General features: G+C 41.9%; 12 protein-coding genes. 8 read left to right on the forward strand and 4 right to left on the reverse strand.

Translation table 11 applies throughout. From position 1 onward, the window contains the following. Positions 1-201 precede the first annotated feature (201 nt). On the forward strand, positions 202-2,883 hold the full coding sequence (locus tag ACSLBF_RS18355) for a PKD domain-containing protein (protein ID WP_440056843.1): 2,682 nt from the start codon (positions 202-204) through the stop codon (positions 2,881-2,883). A gap of 94 nt (positions 2,884-2,977) precedes the next feature. Here the strand turns inward: ACSLBF_RS18355 and ahpF are convergent, their stop codons facing one another. Further along, entirely contained in the window at positions 2,978-4,546 is a 1,569-nt protein-coding gene (gene ahpF / locus ACSLBF_RS18360; RefSeq protein WP_440056844.1) for an alkyl hydroperoxide reductase subunit F, read from the reverse strand. Between the two features lie 88 nt (positions 4,547-4,634). Then, positions 4,635-5,204 (reverse strand): alkyl hydroperoxide reductase subunit C, encoded by a 570-nt coding sequence (gene ahpC / locus ACSLBF_RS18365; RefSeq protein WP_440056845.1) that lies wholly within the window; start codon positions 5,202-5,204, stop codon positions 4,635-4,637. A 244-nt stretch (positions 5,205-5,448) separates the two neighbouring features. On the opposite strand from ahpC, the gene ACSLBF_RS18370 reads away from it, so the two are divergent. The 5 genes from ACSLBF_RS18370 (at position 5,449) to ACSLBF_RS18390 (ending at position 10,044) form a co-directional block, all read left to right on the forward strand. After that, positions 5,449-5,883 carry a DUF3429 domain-containing protein gene (locus ACSLBF_RS18370; protein ID WP_440056846.1) on the forward strand — a complete coding sequence of 145 codons (435 nt, stop codon included), beginning with the start codon at positions 5,449-5,451 and terminating at the stop codon, positions 5,881-5,883. Positions 5,884-5,959: 76 nt separating this feature from the next. Continuing rightward, complete coding sequence (locus tag ACSLBF_RS18375; protein ID WP_440056847.1) at positions 5,960-6,808, forward strand: GGDEF domain-containing protein; 849 nt, start codon at positions 5,960-5,962, stop codon at positions 6,806-6,808. Between the two features lie 70 nt (positions 6,809-6,878). Continuing rightward, positions 6,879-7,961, forward strand: a complete 1,083-nt coding sequence (locus ACSLBF_RS18380) for a methyl-accepting chemotaxis protein (RefSeq protein ID WP_440056848.1) — start codon at positions 6,879-6,881, stop codon at positions 7,959-7,961. A 178-nt stretch (positions 7,962-8,139) separates the two neighbouring features. Continuing rightward, on the forward strand, positions 8,140-8,940 hold the full coding sequence (locus ACSLBF_RS18385) for a class I SAM-dependent methyltransferase (RefSeq protein ID WP_440056849.1): 801 nt from the start codon (positions 8,140-8,142) through the stop codon (positions 8,938-8,940). Between the two features lie 252 nt (positions 8,941-9,192). Then, on the forward strand, positions 9,193-10,044 hold the full coding sequence (locus ACSLBF_RS18390) for an EamA family transporter (RefSeq protein WP_440056850.1): 852 nt from the start codon (positions 9,193-9,195) through the stop codon (positions 10,042-10,044). Positions 10,045-10,077: 33 nt separating this feature from the next. On the opposite strand, the gene ACSLBF_RS18395 is transcribed toward ACSLBF_RS18390, so the two are convergent. Continuing rightward, positions 10,078-12,534, reverse strand: a complete 2,457-nt coding sequence (locus tag ACSLBF_RS18395) for a prolyl oligopeptidase family serine peptidase (protein ID WP_440057040.1) — start codon at positions 12,532-12,534, stop codon at positions 10,078-10,080. 119 nt (positions 12,535-12,653) lie between these two features. Here ACSLBF_RS18395 and ACSLBF_RS18400 point away from each other — a divergent pair, with 119 nt between their 5' ends. After that, positions 12,654-13,661, forward strand: a complete 1,008-nt coding sequence (locus ACSLBF_RS18400) for a LacI family DNA-binding transcriptional regulator (protein WP_440056851.1) — start codon at positions 12,654-12,656, stop codon at positions 13,659-13,661. 290 nt (positions 13,662-13,951) lie between these two features. Then, positions 13,952-15,178, forward strand: coding sequence for a threonine/serine ThrE exporter family protein (locus tag ACSLBF_RS18405; protein WP_440056852.1), 1,227 nt, complete (start codon positions 13,952-13,954; stop codon positions 15,176-15,178). A gap of 593 nt (positions 15,179-15,771) precedes the next feature. Here ACSLBF_RS18405 and feoB read toward each other — a convergent pair. After that, positions 15,772-17,853, reverse strand: coding sequence for a ferrous iron transport protein B (gene feoB / locus ACSLBF_RS18410; RefSeq protein WP_440056853.1), 2,082 nt, complete (start codon positions 17,851-17,853; stop codon positions 15,772-15,774). Between the last annotated feature and the right edge of the window lie 11 nt (positions 17,854-17,864).

Genomic DNA, 17,864 nt, shown 5'->3' on the forward strand with positions numbered 1-17,864 from the left:
TGTCACTAAAGCAAATTATTACCCCAGCCCACTCAATGCTGGGGTAATAAATAGAAATTTCTAAATCTCTTCCCCAACGCCACCTTGGTAACCTCAGCTACTTTATCTGACGTTAAATCCAAATATAGAGACATTCACACAGTACCTTTTTATGATAAAATCCCCAAATTTTTGGTAATAGTAATTTGGAATATAAGCAGCATGCAATTGAAGCATTTATATCAAGCGCTTTTCACAACAATGTTAGGAGCAACATTGACCGCCTGTGGCGGTGGAAGTGGGGGCAATGAAACAACAGGTGATAACGGTGGGAAAATTGATAACAGCAACAAAGCCCCTGTTATCACACAAATTACACCGTATACGATTAAAGAACGCGATCAACTAACCATTAACGCGCAAGCCAGCGATGAAGATGGCAGTATTGCGGCTTACCTATGGCAACAAACCAGCGGCACGCAAGTCACGCTTGAAAGTAGCGATACCAGTGAATTAAGCTTTGTAGCTCCGTCTTTAATCGAGCCGGAAACACTTACGTTTAAGCTGACTGTTACCGACGATAAAGGTAAGTCTACTTCTGCTGAAGTGACTGTGGATGTCGAAACCTATTCAGAAATTGATACATTAGTATCAACCTTTTCCAGCAGCGGGTTACAAGATTGTTTAAAAGCCTTACCAGATGCCGATGCTGGTATCAAATCACTAACGTGTGAAGGGCAAACCATTTCAAGCTTCGACGGTATTGAAGGGCTCGTCAACTTAGAAAGTCTCAAAATTAAAAATGCTCAAATAGGAAACTTATTAGCCCTTACGAAGATAAACAAGCTAACAACCTTACATTTTGAGGATGTTAATTTTTCCAGTAACTTAAGCTCCGGCCAGATTTCGACTTTAACAGCATTAAGTCAACTTAAATCTTTAAGCCTAGTAACAACTGATTCAAATTATAATTATTATAATGTGAAAAACATCGATTTTTCTCACTTTATCGAGTTAGAAAGCTTAACAATTGATGTACATTCTTATTATGGAAGAACCGAGGTTAAGCTTGAAGGAATAAACAAAAATACCCTTAAACACCTTTCTCTGGGCTTGGTTAATCTTGTCGATGAGCAAGTATTATCAGGCTTAGCAAACCTTAAATCACTGGATCTTAGAGCTGTTCATGGCCTGAGCTCACTTAATTTTTTAAAAGATATGCCAGTATTAGAAAGCTTAAGTTTAAGATACATAATAGACATTGACTCTGCGGCTCTTGAAGCTAAAACCAACTTAACAAAGCTAGTACTTGAAGGCACCCGAATGGAAAACTTCAGCTTTCTTGACCAATTCACAAGCTTAGAATACCTCAAGATAAACAGCCGCTATACGAGCTCAACGATAGATTTTGCGACTACTCAATTGCCCGCAACTATCAAAGAGCTCTCATTAAGTCACTTAAATGTTGAAAACAGTACATATTTGGCAAACCTTACCGACTTGAGCTCACTAACGTTAAGCGATATGAAGTTAAGCTCAATTGCATTCATTAAGGACTATACGGAGCTTAATTTTCTACACCTTAGCAACCTTGAGAAGTTGATTGATATAAACTGGTTACAATTCACCCCAGCAATTACCAATTTATACATCTCAAAAATAGGCGCTGACGCTGACTTATCATCTATTGATAATCTGTCTAAGCTACAAAAGTTTCATTTAGTTGATAGTACTTGGTCAATTACCAATCGTGACTTCAGCTTCCTTGAAGGAAAGCCTTTACAGGCACTTACACTGGATATACACACATTAGAAAGCTCAAATCTACCTAGGTTAGATAGTTTAGTGTCACTTAACATACAGGCAGAAGCAGTGAATGGCCTAATGCCTCTGGATCTATATCCCGCCTTGAACGAACTAACAGTAAGTCATACCTCATATTATGGTGCAAAAATTACGTCATTAGATGGCTTAGGCAATAACGCTAATGTTCAAAAACTAACGCTTAAAGGTTTTAGCAAAGTTGAAGATATTAGCCAATTAGCAAATCTGCCAAACTTGACTGATCTGATTATTGAAGGTAGCTCTGCTGATGATATATCAGCGTTGAATTCTCTGGATAAAATTGAGCGTTTGTCGTTATTACATTTCAATAATTTCTTCAGAGCAAATACGCTAGTTGATTTACCCTCTTTAAAAACACTGGAAATATCTGGAAACGGTATCTTTTGTGAAGACATACCGTTGCTAAATAACCTTCAAGATGTAGAGGTAAAAATAGATTCTTATAGCTGTGTAAAGAATCCGATCAATTGGAGCCTGATAGAAGATTCAGGTCTTGCCCAATGTATTAAAAGCAAAGCGATCGATACTCAAGAAATACACTACCTCAATTGCGACGAGGAAATTATAAACTCTGTTGCTGGGATTGAGCAGTTTACCCAACTAGATTCTGTGATCCTAAATGCTGGCGGAGAACTCAAGATACTTGGCGAACCTTACCTAAAACAACTACCAAGATTGCAGTCTATTGAGCTGCAAAAGTTTACTGGCACGGTGCCAAGTAATATCCAGTGGCCCACTAATCTAACAAACTTGAGAATAACATTTGCATCGGAGCCACTCGATTTAGCTAAACTGCAAGCGCCAACATCACTAACCACATTGTATTTTAACTACACAAAGTTGGTGAATTATCCGTTGTTGTCAAAATATACAAGTCTTGAAACGCTTGGATTGAACGATACAGGGATTACAACGCTCAAACCGCTTTACAATCTTAAAAACTTGGAATCACTATCAATTCAGAGTAACCCAAACATTCCTTGTGAAGAGCGAGAAGAAATTAAAAACCAACTTACACAAACGTATTTTTACGGTCTCTACACTTACCAGTGTAACTAAGCTTGGGTAACTAAAAAAGCCACACTCGCGTGTGGCTTTGCTTCATTACATGGGTGTATTATCGAATGATAATGCAATGATTCTTTCCGAGAATTTACGCAGCTTGCTCGTCACTTTGCGAACAACGAATAAGGTAATCGAACGCGCCTAAGCTGGCGGTTGCCCCCGCCCCCATCGCAATGATGATTTGCTTAAATGGTGTGGTGGTTGCGTCACCTGCAGCATACACACCTGGCAAACTAGTCGCGCCTTTATGGTCAATTTCAATTTCGCCAAATTTACTTAACGACACGTCCGATTCTTTTAACCATTCGGTGTTCGGGATCAACCCAATCTGCACAAAAATACCGGCCAAGCTAAGCGTGTGACTTTCACCACTCTGACGGTCAGTGTATTTTAACCCCGTCACTTTTTTGCCATCACCCACCACTTCAGTAGTTTGTGCATTTTTGATGATGGTCACATTAGCAAGGCTATTGGCTTTTCTTATCAACACCTCATCGGCGCGCAAGGTATCAGCAAATTCTAGCACCGTAACATGCTCAACAATGTTTGCTAAATCAATCGCCGCTTCAATGCCCGAGTTACCGCCGCCAATCACTGCCACTGGCTTGCCCTTAAACAGTGGACCATCACAGTGCGGACAGTAAGCAACGCCTCGGCCTTTGTACTCAGCCTCTCCTGGCACATTCATGCTTCTCCAACGCGCTCCTGTGGCGATGACTACCGATTTGGCTTTCAGTACCGCGCCGCTTTCAAGCTGAATATCGATATTTTCACCACGGCTGATCCCCGCTGCGCGCTGGTTTTTCATCACGTCAACCTCATACTGATGTACGTGTTCTTCGAGCTGAGCCACCAATTTTGGTCCTTCCGTCGCTTTGACAGAAATAAAGTTTTCGATGCCCATGGTATCAGCCACTTGACCGCCAAAGCGCTCGGCCACGATCCCCGTATTCAAGCCTTTGCGTGCTGCATAAATTGCTGCCGACGCGCCAGCGGGACCACCGCCTACCACTAAAACATCAAACACCTCTTTGTCATTGAGTTTGGCGGCTTGCTTTTCACCTGCTTTACTATCGAGCTTATTAAGAATGTCGCCAAGCGAAATGGCACCTTGGCTAAACTGCTCGCCATTTAAAAATACCGTCGGTACCGCCATAATGTTGCGCTGTTCTACTTCCTCTTGGAATAACGCCCCATCGATCATGGTCGCTTTCACATTGGGATTTAAGGCCGCCATAGTATTCAAAGCTTGTACAACTTGAGGGCAAGTTTGGCAGCTTAAAGAAATATATATTTCAAAATTAAGCGACTGATCTATTTCTCGGATAAGTGCCTTTTCGTCTTCTGACGCTTTGGTATCATGCCCGCCTGAGTGCAATATCGCTAATACCAGACTGGTGAATTCGTGCCCCATAGCAACACCCGCAAAGGCAATTTCTGTTTGCTGTTCAACAGAACGAACCGTCATTTTTGGCGTATATTGCTCGTCGCTGACTTCTTTCACTGTGATTTTGTCACTTAATGAACTTAAGTCGTGAGCCAATGCCTTAAGCTCTTTCGATTTGTTACTGTCATCGATTGAAAGTAACAGCTCAATCGGTGATTGAAGAGAGCTAAAGTGGCTTTGTAATTGATTTTTAATTTGTTGGTCTAACATATCTGTTCACCCTCAACGGTAATAAATCGAAAAAACTTACAGTGTGTTTGGTTGGGAGCGCGCATTCGCGCGCTCTTCGTGTGGCTATTTAGATTTTGCCAACTAGGTCTAATGATGGAGCAAGAGTTTCTTCACCTGGCTGCCAAGAAGCTGGACATACTTCACCATCGTGAGATGCGATGTACTGAGCTGCTTGAACTTTGCGCACCAACTCTTTTGCGCTACGACCAATGCCCAAGTCATGCGTCTCAATCACTTTGATTTCACCTTCAGGGTTGATGACGAAAGTGCCGCGTAGTGCCAGACCTTCTTCTTCAATCATCACACCGAAATTACGAGTGATTTTTCCTGTTGGATCGCCAATCATTGGGAACTGAATTTTCTTGATGGTTTCAGAAGCATCGTGCCATGCTTTGTGAGTAAAGTGTGTGTCAGTTGATACTGAGTACACTTCTACACCCATTTCTTGAAGCTGAGCGTAATAGTCCGCTAAATCACCTAGTTCAGTTGGACACACAAAAGTAAAGTCCGCAGGGTAGAAAAACACGATTGACCATTTACCCAGTAGGTCTTTTTCAGACACTTCTACAAAGTCACCGTTGTGATATGCCGTTGCGTTGAAAGGTTTGATTGTTGTATTGATTAACGAGTTGCTCATTTTATTTCCTCACTTTTATAGAGTAATTAATTTAGTTGGCGAGTGCCTCTCGCCTTGGCTTGATTACTAAGATAAGAGCAATTGAATAAATAATAAAATGGATTGTTTTGATTGATACAATCCAAAAAAACGATGAAAAAGTAAAATGTGCATCTCTGTTGTGATCAGGGAATGGATTTACGCTGTATAACTGTTCGATAGATAGTGTAAAATTAAAAGCTGTTCTTTACTGACGAGATTTTCGATGCACCCATATTTTAATCACATTCAATTAGGCTATTTTGGCCTACTTCCTTTTTTGGCTTGTATCGCGTGGATACTAATGACAGGTGCGTCAATCGAAGTCATAAATGCATTTCAATATTATGCGTTAGGTATCTTGGCTTTTATGGCCGGTAGTCTTTGGCGTGCGGGTGAGCAAAGTTATAAAGACGCAATACTTGCTGTGCTAGTCGTGATCCCCTACCCGCTAATGGGCTTTATGCCCCAACCCTGGATACTGGGTTACCTAGCAATAGCCTTTTGGGTTGTATTATTGTTCGAGCGTAAAATGCCTGTGTGGCAAGACTACCACAAAGACTATCGAAAAATGCGCACCGTGCTGACTTCTATCGTTTTCGTTACGCATTTATTCATGATTGCTCAATACTTCTCAATTAGCGCGATAACTGCAAGTTAAAAAGCTATTCGCATTTACGCAAAAGCTAATTGCATCTATAAGTTAAAGAAGACAAATAATATGGTCGTCCAATTGCATGAAGCTGTTCATTATAATTTCCGTACTCTGGTGCTTGTTGATAACAGCAGCCTATTTGCTGCTCAATATTAGCCACGATCAGTATGAAATTATCGAAGAACTCACCTGGATTTTGATTTCTGTTTCTATTCTTGTTCTGACTTTTAGAGAAGTTAAAAAACACTTTCTGGTAGGTGCATTTTCTGTTTATTGCATCGGGTTGACCCTGGATCTACTCGACAACTTTTTTACTCATATCAATTTTCCTTTATTAAACTTCGATACCTCACTTAAGAACATTGGGTTTCTGCTCGTCTGCATGGGGTTCGTCTACTTAGTCAAATCAAAACAACACACTATTCTGTCATTGAATAAAGAAATCGAGATGCGTATGGCGCTAGAGAAACAAATGCGCTACGAGGCAAATCATGACAGTATGACTGGGATAGGAAGTCGACGGGCTTGTTTTGACCAGTTACATAAGCATCAGTTCGACGGCTATACACTGCTCTATTTAGATTTAGACAATTTCAAGCAAGTGAATGATAAACATGGTCATTTGGTTGGCGACAAAGTACTTAAAACGTTTACCCAAAATTTAACAGAGACATTTGGCCTAGAAAACTGTTTTCGGATCGGTGGAGATGAGTTTATCGCATTTAGCAGCAGTGAATCATTGCCAAAAGACCAAGTTCGAGAAACTCTGCTCACTAATATCGAACAGTACGGTACCAGCGTCAGTATCGGCACTGTAAAAGTTGATCCACAAAGTCAACCAGACATATTAATACATCAAGCCGATGGTAATATGTATAGCGACAAACAGCATAAAGCGGTGAGAACGACCGTCCGAAGCCCAAGCAGTTAATCTCAGTGTAGCGCTATCTGGATTCGGTTGTTAATATTTGTACAACTCTCTAATAAAAAGGACGTGCCCTTTGTTTAGCAAACTCTTTTCCAACGATGCATTACAAACTGAAGTAGACTCGCTGAGACGTGATTACTCTAAGTTACAACAACAAAACTCGGCTTTAGAAAGCGAAAATAAAAGGCTCAGAGAGCAAGCTGTTGAGCTGCAATCTGAGCTCAATAACAACACCGACAACCAACTTTTACAATGTGCAATCAGTGGAGTAAATCAAATCCAAGGGATCAGAGAATCTGTATTCGCCAGTTTTACTGATATAAACTCCGAAAGCGATGCAGTTGACTCTGTTAAGGACGCTTTTACTAACTCAGAATCGTCATTGCGCAACATTCTTAGTGGCATGGAACAGCTTTCCAGCAATATGGATAAAATGACAACGAATATCTCTGGGTTATCGCAAATGGCGGATAAGATAAATACCTTTGTTACTACCATCTCAAAAATCTCAGATCAGACTAATCTACTGGCATTAAATGCTGCAATTGAAGCGGCCAGAGCTGGTGAAGCTGGGCGAGGATTTAGCGTGGTCGCCGACGAAGTCCGTGCTTTAGCTAACAATACCAATGAATCTGCCAATGAAGTATCAGACTTAGTTAAAAAAATCATAGATACGACACAAACCACAGTCGGTGCGGTTGAAGAAATCCAAAAAGCCAACATCGATTTGTCGGACAGTATTGGACATCTAAATGACGAATATAAAGATATTGTTGGCACCTGCGGTTCAATGAGGGAGACAATTCTTCGCTCTACCACGAGTACTTTTATTCAGACAGTAAAACTCGACCATGTGGTATGGAAAGCCGATATCTACAATGTAATCATTGGCAACAGCCGCAAAAGCAGCAACGATTTTTCAGATCATGTTAGCTGTCGACTCGGTCAATGGATTAAAGGAGATGGCGCGTCGCTATTTTCCTCCCATAATGCTTTTAAACGACTAGAATCTCCTCATAAAGAAGTACATAGAGCTGGTTTAGAGGCATTAAATCGCTTTAGCGCTGGAGATTCACAAGGTGCAATACAACAGCTCAATAAAATGGAACGTGCGAGCCAGGAAGTCATGGAACTACTGAGTCAACTTATACATTGATGCAGTTGCACTGATAGGTTTTTGCTCCCGTTTCGCAGCAAAAACCTATCGGTAAACCCCATTCTAAATAAGCGCTTGTCTTGCAATCCTGTATGACTGAAACGCAACCTTTTATGCGTTAACCTTAATCCCATAATTTGCTACACTGCCTGACCGTAATAACCAGCTAGATAATACTATGTTGATCCAGCCAAATTGGCGTATTTTGACAGTAGGCGATGGTGATTTAAGCTTTTCTCTTTCCCTATTAAACCATGTACAACCAGCGCACCTAGTGGCGAGCGTCTATGACAGCGAACAAGCGTTAAAAAACAAATACAAAGATAATGCATTTGATACGCTTACCGCGCGCAGGATTGAGGTCATCACAGAGTTTGATGTCACCAGCCGTCATAGTTGGCAACGATTAGAAGGCCAGCAGTTCGATGCTGTTCTGTTCCAATTTCCGCTTATTCCGGCCTTTAAAGATGAAGCTAGCTTTAAAGCACAGCCGTTGAGCGTTAACACTTTAAACCGTCGATTACTGCGACTGTTTGTCATCTTTTCGCAGTCTATAGCGTTAGATCCACTGGGTGCTCAACTGAGTGTTATTACCTCAAAGGACGTTAAACCATACACTGAGTGGGATCTTGAAAGTAGCCTCACTCTCGATCTAGACATTCACTATCTAGGACAAACCGCGTTTGATATTCAAGAGTTTCCTGGTTACCAAGTAAGAAATGTTGATAGAGACAAACATGTCAAAGACACCAGTGGCATCTGCTACTACTGGTCTTTGAACAAAGATAACCCCATTCGAGAAGCCTTAAAACTTCCTCCTTACCTACAAGATGATCACTGCTCACAGTGTCGTGCTGGACCATTTCATAATGATACAGATAAGCAGCGTCATTACCTCTCTAAAAAGCACCTCACAATGCAAAAACATCAACGCGCTTGGCTAGAATTTATTTCAGGTAAAAATGCAAATAACACGTAAAAATTGCAACCAGCATGCAAGTATAACAATTCTATTTTGTGTAATAAAAACACATAAAATAAAGTATACAAAAATAGCTTGAGATGCTCACATCTCATCGTTAAACTTGCGCCTCCTATGGTTTGGCGGGCTTTGACATCGCGTTTATCTAAAGCTAATGAAAATCAAACTATACTCATAAACTGCAAAGCCTTTGGTGGATAATGCCGAAAACATGCTTAGTCATGACTCGCGACAGGAATTTTGAGCCCTATGCCCATTCTCAGTAAAGACTTTTTAATCGCCGTTCTGTGCTTGTTATGTGCCATGATAACCATTCAATCCGGTGCATCCATCGCAAAACAGCTATTTCCCGCTGTGGGCCCTGACGGCACAACCGCATACCGATTAGGCTTTTCTGCGTTAATCTTGTGCCTCGTGTTTCGACCATGGCGAAAACTTCCAGATAACTGGTATCCATTAATTGTTTACGGGCTATGTCTAGGAGGCATGAACCTTACTTTCTATTTTGCAATAGAACGTATTCCTCTTGGCATTGGTGTCGCACTTGAGTTTACTGGCCCTTTAGCCGTCGCCTTGATGTCCTCGAAGCGCAAACGAGACTATCTTTGGGTCGCCTTCGCTGTAGCCGGTATTTTACTGTTGCTACCAGATTTAGGTGATGTCGATGGACTCGATCCTATCGGGGTTTTGCTCGCCTTAGTGGCTGGTGCATGCTGGGCCGGATATATCTTGTTTGGCAAACGCTCTGGTAGCAGTGGCTCAGGAAGCTCAACGGTCGCGTTAGGTATGGCTATCGCAGCTGTCGTTATTGTCCCAATTGGAGCGGTTTCTCAAGGTGCAGCGTTATTAAACTGGCAACTCATCCCACTAGGCATTGCAATTGGCTTGTTATCCAGCGCGCTACCCTACAGTTTAGAGATGTTTGCTCTGAGAAAAATGCCAGCACAAGGTTTTAGTATCATGATGAGTGTTGAGCCAGCTATCGCTGCTGTGGCTGGATTTATGATTTTGGGAGAGTCACTAACGGTATGGCAATGGTTCGCCATTTTTATGGTGATCATCGCATCGTTGGGAAGCTCAATGAGTGGTCAGGAAAAGTAGTATCAAAAAGGGCGCTTAGCGCCCTTTCGTATTTTAAGGTTGAACCGTATCTTGGTTTTCAACCTGTTGTGGTTCGCTGTCGCTTTCAGCTTCTGGCGCTGGAAGTAGGTACTTTCTCAACCATTGCTCTTGCTCCCACAGCACATGCATAATGCTTTCACGCGCTTTATAACTATGTTCTTCTTCAGGCAACATTACCAAACGTGCTGTTTTTCCTAAGCCGTCAAGCGCGGCAAACATGCGTTTTGATTGCATCGGGTAAGTTCCGGTGTTTGGATCTTCTTCACCGTGGATCATCAACATGGGTTCATTGATCTTATCCGCATGGAAAAACGGTGACATGTTCGCATAAACATCTTGCGCTTCCCAGAAGTTGCGCGGTTCACCTTGGAAACCAAAGGGCGTCAACGTTCTATTGTAAGCACCACTTCTCGCTATACCGGTTGCAAATAGGTCTGAATGGGCCAGCAAATTGGCAACCATAAATGCACCATATGAATGCCCTGCAATGGCAATCTTTTGTGGATCGGCAATGCCTTTTTCAACCAAAGTATCAACCGCAGCTTTAGCACTTGCAACTAGTTGCTTTCTAAATGTGTCATTAGGTTGCTCATCACCCGTACCCACTATTGGCATAGAAGGATCGTCGAACACCGCAATGCCAAGTGCTAGGTATGGCATGGGACCCCAATACCCGAAGTAAGAAAATTGATAGGGGGATTCACGCACCTGAGAAGCAACTTCTTTGTCTTTGTATTCCTGTGGATACGCCCACATTAACACTGGGATCCGGCCTTTGCTTGGATCATAGTTCTGGGGTAAATATAAATTACCAGTCAGCTCGACACCATCATCTCGAGTATACTTAACTTGTTCTTTTACCACATTTTTAAAAGCTGGGTATGGATGTGGAAATCGAGTCAGTTGTTCTAAAGAGTCAAACTGTAGATTGCGCACAAAAAAGTTTGGTTGGTCTTGCTTGGACTCTCGCAACGTGACAAATCGTAAACCTTCATCATCCAACATAGCTCGAACGCGCTCATAATATGGTGCGGCAGATTGCCAAATACGCGTTGTCGTATTGGTTTTCACATCATAACGATCTAAGAATGGAACATTACCTTTATCTGACGCTCCATCTCCCGTTAAAAATAAATAGCGGCCACCAACAAATTTCAGTACTTCCGAACCTAAGTCACTTTTCTGGTAAACAAAATCGCCGGGATCTTTATACGCATCATTATAACTGCGTTCTGAAAACACCATGCGGTTTTGGTCAGGTGTGCGCGGGGAGATAATCGAAGCCCTGACACTTCTGTCGCTAAAACGCCACTCATAAAGTACGGCCAGATTATTATCAGCCCAATCAATTGCAGAGAAACGGCGCTCAACCTTAGCAAATAATTGAGGTTGTTTTTTAAATGGTGAGCTGACGGTATACAAATAGTCATGGTGCTCAACCTCTACTTTCATATCTCCACCGTCTTGCGCTTCCGCCCAAATAAGAGTCGCGCCTTGATCTGCACGCCATTGGATACGCCTTGGTCCTTCACGAACACTATCAAAGCCAGATGGTAATGAGTCAGCAAGCGGTTGCCTTACTACTTCATATAGAGGAAATCCACGCATGCCCCAAACCTGCCACACCGCAGGAAAACGGTGGTATGGAACTTGATAAGAAAATGGCGTATTAATCATACCAACCAGTAGGTTGGTTGAATCTGGTGAAACAGAAAAGTGCTTTAAGAAGGTGGGGTTACCAATCTTTTGCATGTTGGCGTTTAAGTTGAATTTAACCAGCTGACCCTCAGCGTAAAACTTAAACGCTAACTCATCTTGCGGGTTAGACAGTAAGTTTTGATAGGTTCTATTGCCGGCTTTTACTCCTTTGGTTTGTTGAATTACAGGAACCAAAGCGTCAGTATTTTTGTCTTTACTCAGTGTCTTATCATGATTAACCGCAAGGTTAGCAATAAGTGCAGTACTATCGTACAGCCACTGATAAGGTGTTGACGTCAATACACCATTTAGGGCTTTATCCGATACTTGTTTTAACTCCCGCTTTTCTATATCAAATGTCCAAAGCGTCGCTTTATCCGCTTGCTCTAACACAAATGCGGCATATCGGCTATCCGGGCTCCAGCTTGGTGAACGTATGTCTCCCTCAGGCAGCCCAGTTACTTCAACCAACGCACCGGTATCTACATGCTTAAATTGCAATGAACTAAAAGTGCTTCTTGCATTACGCATAAACGTTTGCGGGTTGAACTTAATACCGGCAAGTGCCTGCTCTGGCTCTGTCAGCTTTTTAAGAGAAACGACCCTTTTTCTTTCTAACATTGCGAGCCATTTGCCGTTAGCACTTACTTGACTTGCAGGGACCAATGGAGCGTCAACCAAATCAGCCAAAGCATCCGAAGGGACTTGATATCCAGTAAGGTTATCGCTTGCGACAACATTTCCTGAGTAAATAACTAAAGATACAAACAGATATTTAAATAACTTCACAAGACGTTCCTATATCTTAATGACAATTCAGCAATCATATAATGAATTGACGCAAATGTGCAGCCAAACGGACTTTTAAGAACTTATCATAATGTTATAAAATGATTTATTACTCATCTCAATTATTCAGAATTATGCAGACTGCTTCGCTTAATAAAAAAATAACTATTCATGATGTTGCAAAAGCTGCGGAAGTATCCAAATCCACCGTTTCCTTAGTGTTACAACAAAGCGACAAAGTAAGCGAAGCACGTAAAGCAAGAGTATTAAAAGCCATCGACGAGTTAGGATATGTTTATAACCGTGATGCCGCAGCGCTGAGAGGGAAAAAAGCAGGATTGGTTGCCATGGTTGTGCAACACCTAGATGATCCTATCACGTTAGAGCTGGTGAATAAGTTACAGGATGAGCTGCAAGCTGAGGGTTTGACGTTACTGTTTTGCTGTGCCGACAGCACTGAAAAACAACGTCTTCTTATGACTCAACTTAGAGAATACAACTTATCAGCATTAATTATCATTCCTCACCCAGAGCTGAGTCGTGAGTGGCTGGACCAACTAGTTAACTTTGGTATATCCATTATAACTGTGATGCGTGAAGTGCCATATAGCAAGGCTTCTAGTGTCGTTCCTGATTATAGTAAGTCAACTCATCTCAGTGTCGAATATTTCTTAAAACTCGGATACCAACAGTTTATTCTCGTCTGCAAAACTCAAAATGACTCTAATACTCAAGAACGGCTCCGGGGTCTTCATTCACCTATCAACCAAGCAGATGGCCAGCAACATACTGTCACCATAGTGAGTGAAAGCGATTATTCTAGCTTTGAAACATTATTTGCAGGTTTGCAACACCTTTTAGCTGACAACACGGTAGTGATATGTGAGTCTGAAGCAACGTCTGAAATGCTTCAACGGCAGTTATCTTTACTGGAGAATCCCGACTCTCAAATCGTCACGTTTAATACAACAGCGCGTACTTCATCAATCCCAGCAATTGTCTTTGATACGGATGAATTCAGTAAACGAATTTGCCAAACTCTAAAAGACTTATTAACTGGACATGCAGCAACAACAAGAACCGTTGTCGATGTACAACTTTATATCTAAAACTAAGTACATAGTATTAATTAACTCTGCTCTATGACGCGGATCAAAAATCACTACGAAAAACGCAATTATTTCTCACTCAAGTTATAGACTTTAAAAATAAATTGGCTAAAATTCGCGTCGTGTTTACCCTTAGCCAGTTTTGCAGCTACGGCGTTTGTTAACAAAGTAACTTACGTTGCAGATCTAATCCTTTTAACACGTAGTTTGTGTTAACCATTACTGGCAGTATCACCAAAAACGTCCTATTAACTTTAACGTACTACCTGAATTATTAAGGTTCTTTTGCATTGAACAACGCAACCTTTACGGACAAGCGCCGTTTTATCGTCAAGCTTGGCAAAATGCTGCACAAATATGGCACGCCCGCTTATCGTCTTGAAGCTCATTTAATGGAAGTCGCCACACACCTAGGGCTGAAGTCCTCTTTTGTAATGTCTCCCACCTCTGTTACCTTCGTAATTTGGACCGAAGGACATGAGGAAGAGTACACCCACGTAGCTCGTGTTGATCCCGGTGATCACGATTTAGGCTCATTGGCGGATACCGATGATGTAGCTACTAAAGTGTTATCGGGAGAATTAGGCTTAAAAGAAGCCGAGCAATGCCTTGACACTATTCTTAATGCAAAACCGCCTTATAGCAAGTTTATGACAGGTATCTCATTTGCCATTTCTGGTGGTGCGTTTGCGATGTTAATGGGGACGAGTTGGAATGATGTGTTGTGGTCATCACTGTTGTCTATATTCGTGTTTTTGTTTGTTCTATGGGCGAGTATTTCAAAGCGTGTGACTCACATGCTTGAACCGCTTGTGGCTATCGTATCGGCCATCGCCGCTTGTGCGATTTCTGTCTATATTGACCCTCAGGTCAACATTCGTCTCGTTGTCCTATCCGCGATAATTGTCTTTATTCCAGGCTTGGCGTTAGCGCTTGGTTTTGCGGAGCTTTCTGCTAGACATTTAGTTTCCGGTACCGCGAGGGTAATGGATTCTATCATGCTGCTGTTCAAGCTGTACTTTGGTGCTTTTTTAGGTATAAGCATTGGTTTTGGGTTGTTTGGACAAGTCGACTTTGTACAGCCGGAGCCCTTACCAAGATGGACAGCCTGGTTGGCGATTCTGTTGTTATGTACGAGCCTAGTTACCATTTTTAGAACAAAACTAAAACATGCAAGCTGGTCTTTGGCTTCAGGTTTTATTGCTTACGCAAGCAGTATTACTGCTGCAGTGTATTTTGATTATGCCATTGGCACATTTATAGGTGCATTTGCAGTTGGTGTTTTTAGTAATATATTCAACCGCATCGTAAATGCTCCTGCATCAATTGTTGCTATGCAAGGATTGATCGTACTAGTCCCTGGCTCAAAAACCTACATCGGGTTAAACTCGCTGATCGAAGGACAAAGCTTTGTATACGCAGATCATATAGGTCAGCAAACCTTTTTAATTTTTATGTCATTGGTTGCAGGGCTTATTTTTTCAAATGTCGTGATGCCACCGAAGAAAAGTTTGTAACGTTTACAGTCTCATAGGTGCGCTGTCATAGATGCAGCGCACTTGATTCATTTCTTAGTTTCTCTAGTTTAAAGAATCTAGATCCAGTCGTGCTGGCTTGAAGCTTACTACCACTTTTCTAAAAACCACTGAATGGCTAACACTTTTTAAACTGTCCAATTGTTTTTCTGCAATCTTAAATATTATCCATCACGATTTATTGATTTATACCTATTGCATTGAATAATCCCAATTCACATTAATATCTGATCAATTTGACAGATAAAAGGTGCCGCTAATCGCGTTAAAAATGGTGGGCTTAAACTTAGTTTTGGAAAGTCTGATCCCAGAAAAGAAAAGATGATACCGAACTGTATTGATTAGAATCGGAGCAAGCTCGGAATATAGCCTATAATAACTAGGAAAATATTATGTATTCGTGGTGTTCTATTTAAGTTTAAGTCGCTTCTAGCTAACACAGGACGACTTAAAAAATGCTCCCTGCCCGGAGCAACAAGAGCCGATAGTGCTGCTATCGGCTCTTTCACCTTTTTGAAAAGGTTATATGTCTTCTTTCAAAAGTAGAGTCAAAATAGGCTCAGCTATCCAGATACTTAACTCAAATGAATTTGGTAAGTTGGTGGCTGGCTGAGTTTATCACCTAACCGAGATAATCCCATCCACCATAACAAGCCGATCACTAGCATTGCCAAAATCCATAATGACGCTGTTAAAGGGTTTACAACTAGTTGACTGGCTTGATAAACAATTGTCGCCATCATGTAAGCAATAGAGGTTGTCCAACCAACGACTAACCACATCCAACGACCACCAGATTCTCGCTTTATAGCCCCTAACACCGCCACACAAGGCGTGTAGAGCAAAATAAATACCAGATAAGCAAACGCTCCGATTTGGCCATTAAACTGTGCAGCCATGGCCGTCAATAACTCAGCACCATTCTCACTGCCCCCCTCAAGTTCACTCAGTCCGAGAGGGTCACCAAGCTTAGTCAGTAAATCTCGACTATTGTCAGCGATCGATTGCAGTGCTTCTTGTAGTGCAGCCATAAGAGAAAATGTTTCAGTAGCCGCTTGTTCGCCAACATAAAGCGCATCCAACGTACCTACAATCGCTTCTTTGGCAAACATACCCGTGACTACACCGACTGTCGCAGGCCAGTTTTCTTCATTTAACCCAATTGGGGCAAAAACCGGTGTCACCGTTTGTGCGGTTTTAGCCAGCAAAGACTTCTCTGTATTTTCATTACCCAATGAGCCATCTAGGCCAATTGAATTTAACGCACTAAGCAAAATAACAACCATCACAATCGTTTTGCCCGCACGCATGATGAAGCTGCTTAGTCTCTGCCATGTGGTAATAAAGATATTTCTCCAAATCGGCATATGGTACGCTGGCATTTCTGTGAAAGAAGGTAGCTTTTCAGTTTTGAAAACCCGTTTTCTAAACAAAAAACCAGAACCAACTGCAACCAGTATTCCCAGTAAGTACAAAGCAAAAACAATGTTTGCACCATTGCTTGGGAAAAACGCGGCAGCAAACAAAGCGTAAACAGTTAACCGAGCACCACATGACATGAACGGCGCCATAATAATGGTGAGAAGGCGATCGGATTCTCTTCCCATCGTTCTTGCGGCCATGACTGCTGGCACATTGCAACCAAAACCAACAATTAGAGGAACAAACGCATTACCCGGCAATCCTATAGACGACATTAATCTATCGATTACGAATGCAGCTCTAGATAAATATCCACTGTCTTCAAGTATTGACAAACATAAGTACAATACCGCAATAACAGGAATAAACGTCGCAACCAATTGAATACCAGCACCAAAGCCATCAGCAAGTAAGACCCCAACCCATTGAGGCGCACCTATGTTCGCTAGCAAAACTTTCATACCATCGATAAGTAATGCGCCAACAGCAATATCAAAAAAATCGATAAATACAGCACCCACATTCACCGCAATAGTGAACATCAAGTACATCATAAACAGGAAGATGGGTACACCAAGCCAACGATTCAGCACGATCTTATCGAGCACTTCTGTCGTATCTGCACGCATAGGTGTAATAGTACTCACGCCTTCAGTAAGCTTTTTCACATGGCGATGACGCTCAATCGCTTTAGTATGATTATCTTGTGGCTCTAAATCAGTTACTTGCGCTTTTTGAACTGGTTGTCTAACTACGTGTTGTAACGTCTCAAGCAAGGTTTTCAATCCGAAACCACTCGCGCCGTTAAATGGCACAACGGCTAACCCAAGCTGTTCAGATAGCCTAACCAAATCGATATCTCGACCACGTTGGCTAGCGACATCCATCATGTTGGCAACGACTAGGATCGGTTTTCCTAGTTCTTTAAGCTGGGTAGTTAACACTAAATTACGTTGTAAATTGCCAGCATCAACAATATTAATGATCACATCGGCATCGTTCTGCTTCAGATAATCGCATGCAATTTGCTCGTCTTGACTCGGTTCGATCTGTTCTAAGCTATACAAACCCGGTAGGTCGATAAGCTCAACATTTTGATCACCCAGAATAAAATAGCCCTGCTTCTTTTCTACAGTTACACCAGGCCAATTACCCACTTTCTGCTTTGAACCCGTTAAGCGGTTAAATAATGTTGTTTTTCCGCAATTTGGGTTACCGACTAAGGCGATTTTCATTGCTTTATCCT

This window comes from Pseudoalteromonas sp. T1lg65, from assembly GCF_051930985.1.
Taxonomy (GTDB): Bacteria; Pseudomonadota; Gammaproteobacteria; order Enterobacterales; family Alteromonadaceae; genus Pseudoalteromonas.

What these genes read in the sequence shown, in the direction of transcription:
- ACSLBF_RS18355 (WP_440056843.1), top strand. Translation starts at nt 202, where the DNA reads ATGCAATTGAAGCATTTATATCAAGCGCTTTTCACAACAATGTTAGGA.
- ahpF (WP_440056844.1), bottom strand. Translation starts at nt 4,546, where the DNA reads ATGTTAGACCAACAAATTAAAAATCAATTACAAAGCCACTTTAGCTCT.
- ahpC (WP_440056845.1), bottom strand. Translation starts at nt 5,204, where the DNA reads ATGAGCAACTCGTTAATCAATACAACAATCAAACCTTTCAACGCAACG.
- ACSLBF_RS18370 (WP_440056846.1), top strand. Translation starts at nt 5,449, where the DNA reads ATGCACCCATATTTTAATCACATTCAATTAGGCTATTTTGGCCTACTT.
- ACSLBF_RS18375 (WP_440056847.1), top strand. Translation starts at nt 5,960, where the DNA reads ATGAAGCTGTTCATTATAATTTCCGTACTCTGGTGCTTGTTGATAACA.
- ACSLBF_RS18385 (WP_440056849.1), top strand. Translation starts at nt 8,140, where the DNA reads ATGTTGATCCAGCCAAATTGGCGTATTTTGACAGTAGGCGATGGTGAT.
- ACSLBF_RS18390 (WP_440056850.1), top strand. Translation starts at nt 9,193, where the DNA reads ATGCCCATTCTCAGTAAAGACTTTTTAATCGCCGTTCTGTGCTTGTTA.
- ACSLBF_RS18400 (WP_440056851.1), top strand. Translation starts at nt 12,654, where the DNA reads ATGATTTATTACTCATCTCAATTATTCAGAATTATGCAGACTGCTTCG.
- feoB (WP_440056853.1), bottom strand. Translation starts at nt 17,853, where the DNA reads ATGAAAATCGCCTTAGTCGGTAACCCAAATTGCGGAAAAACAACATTA.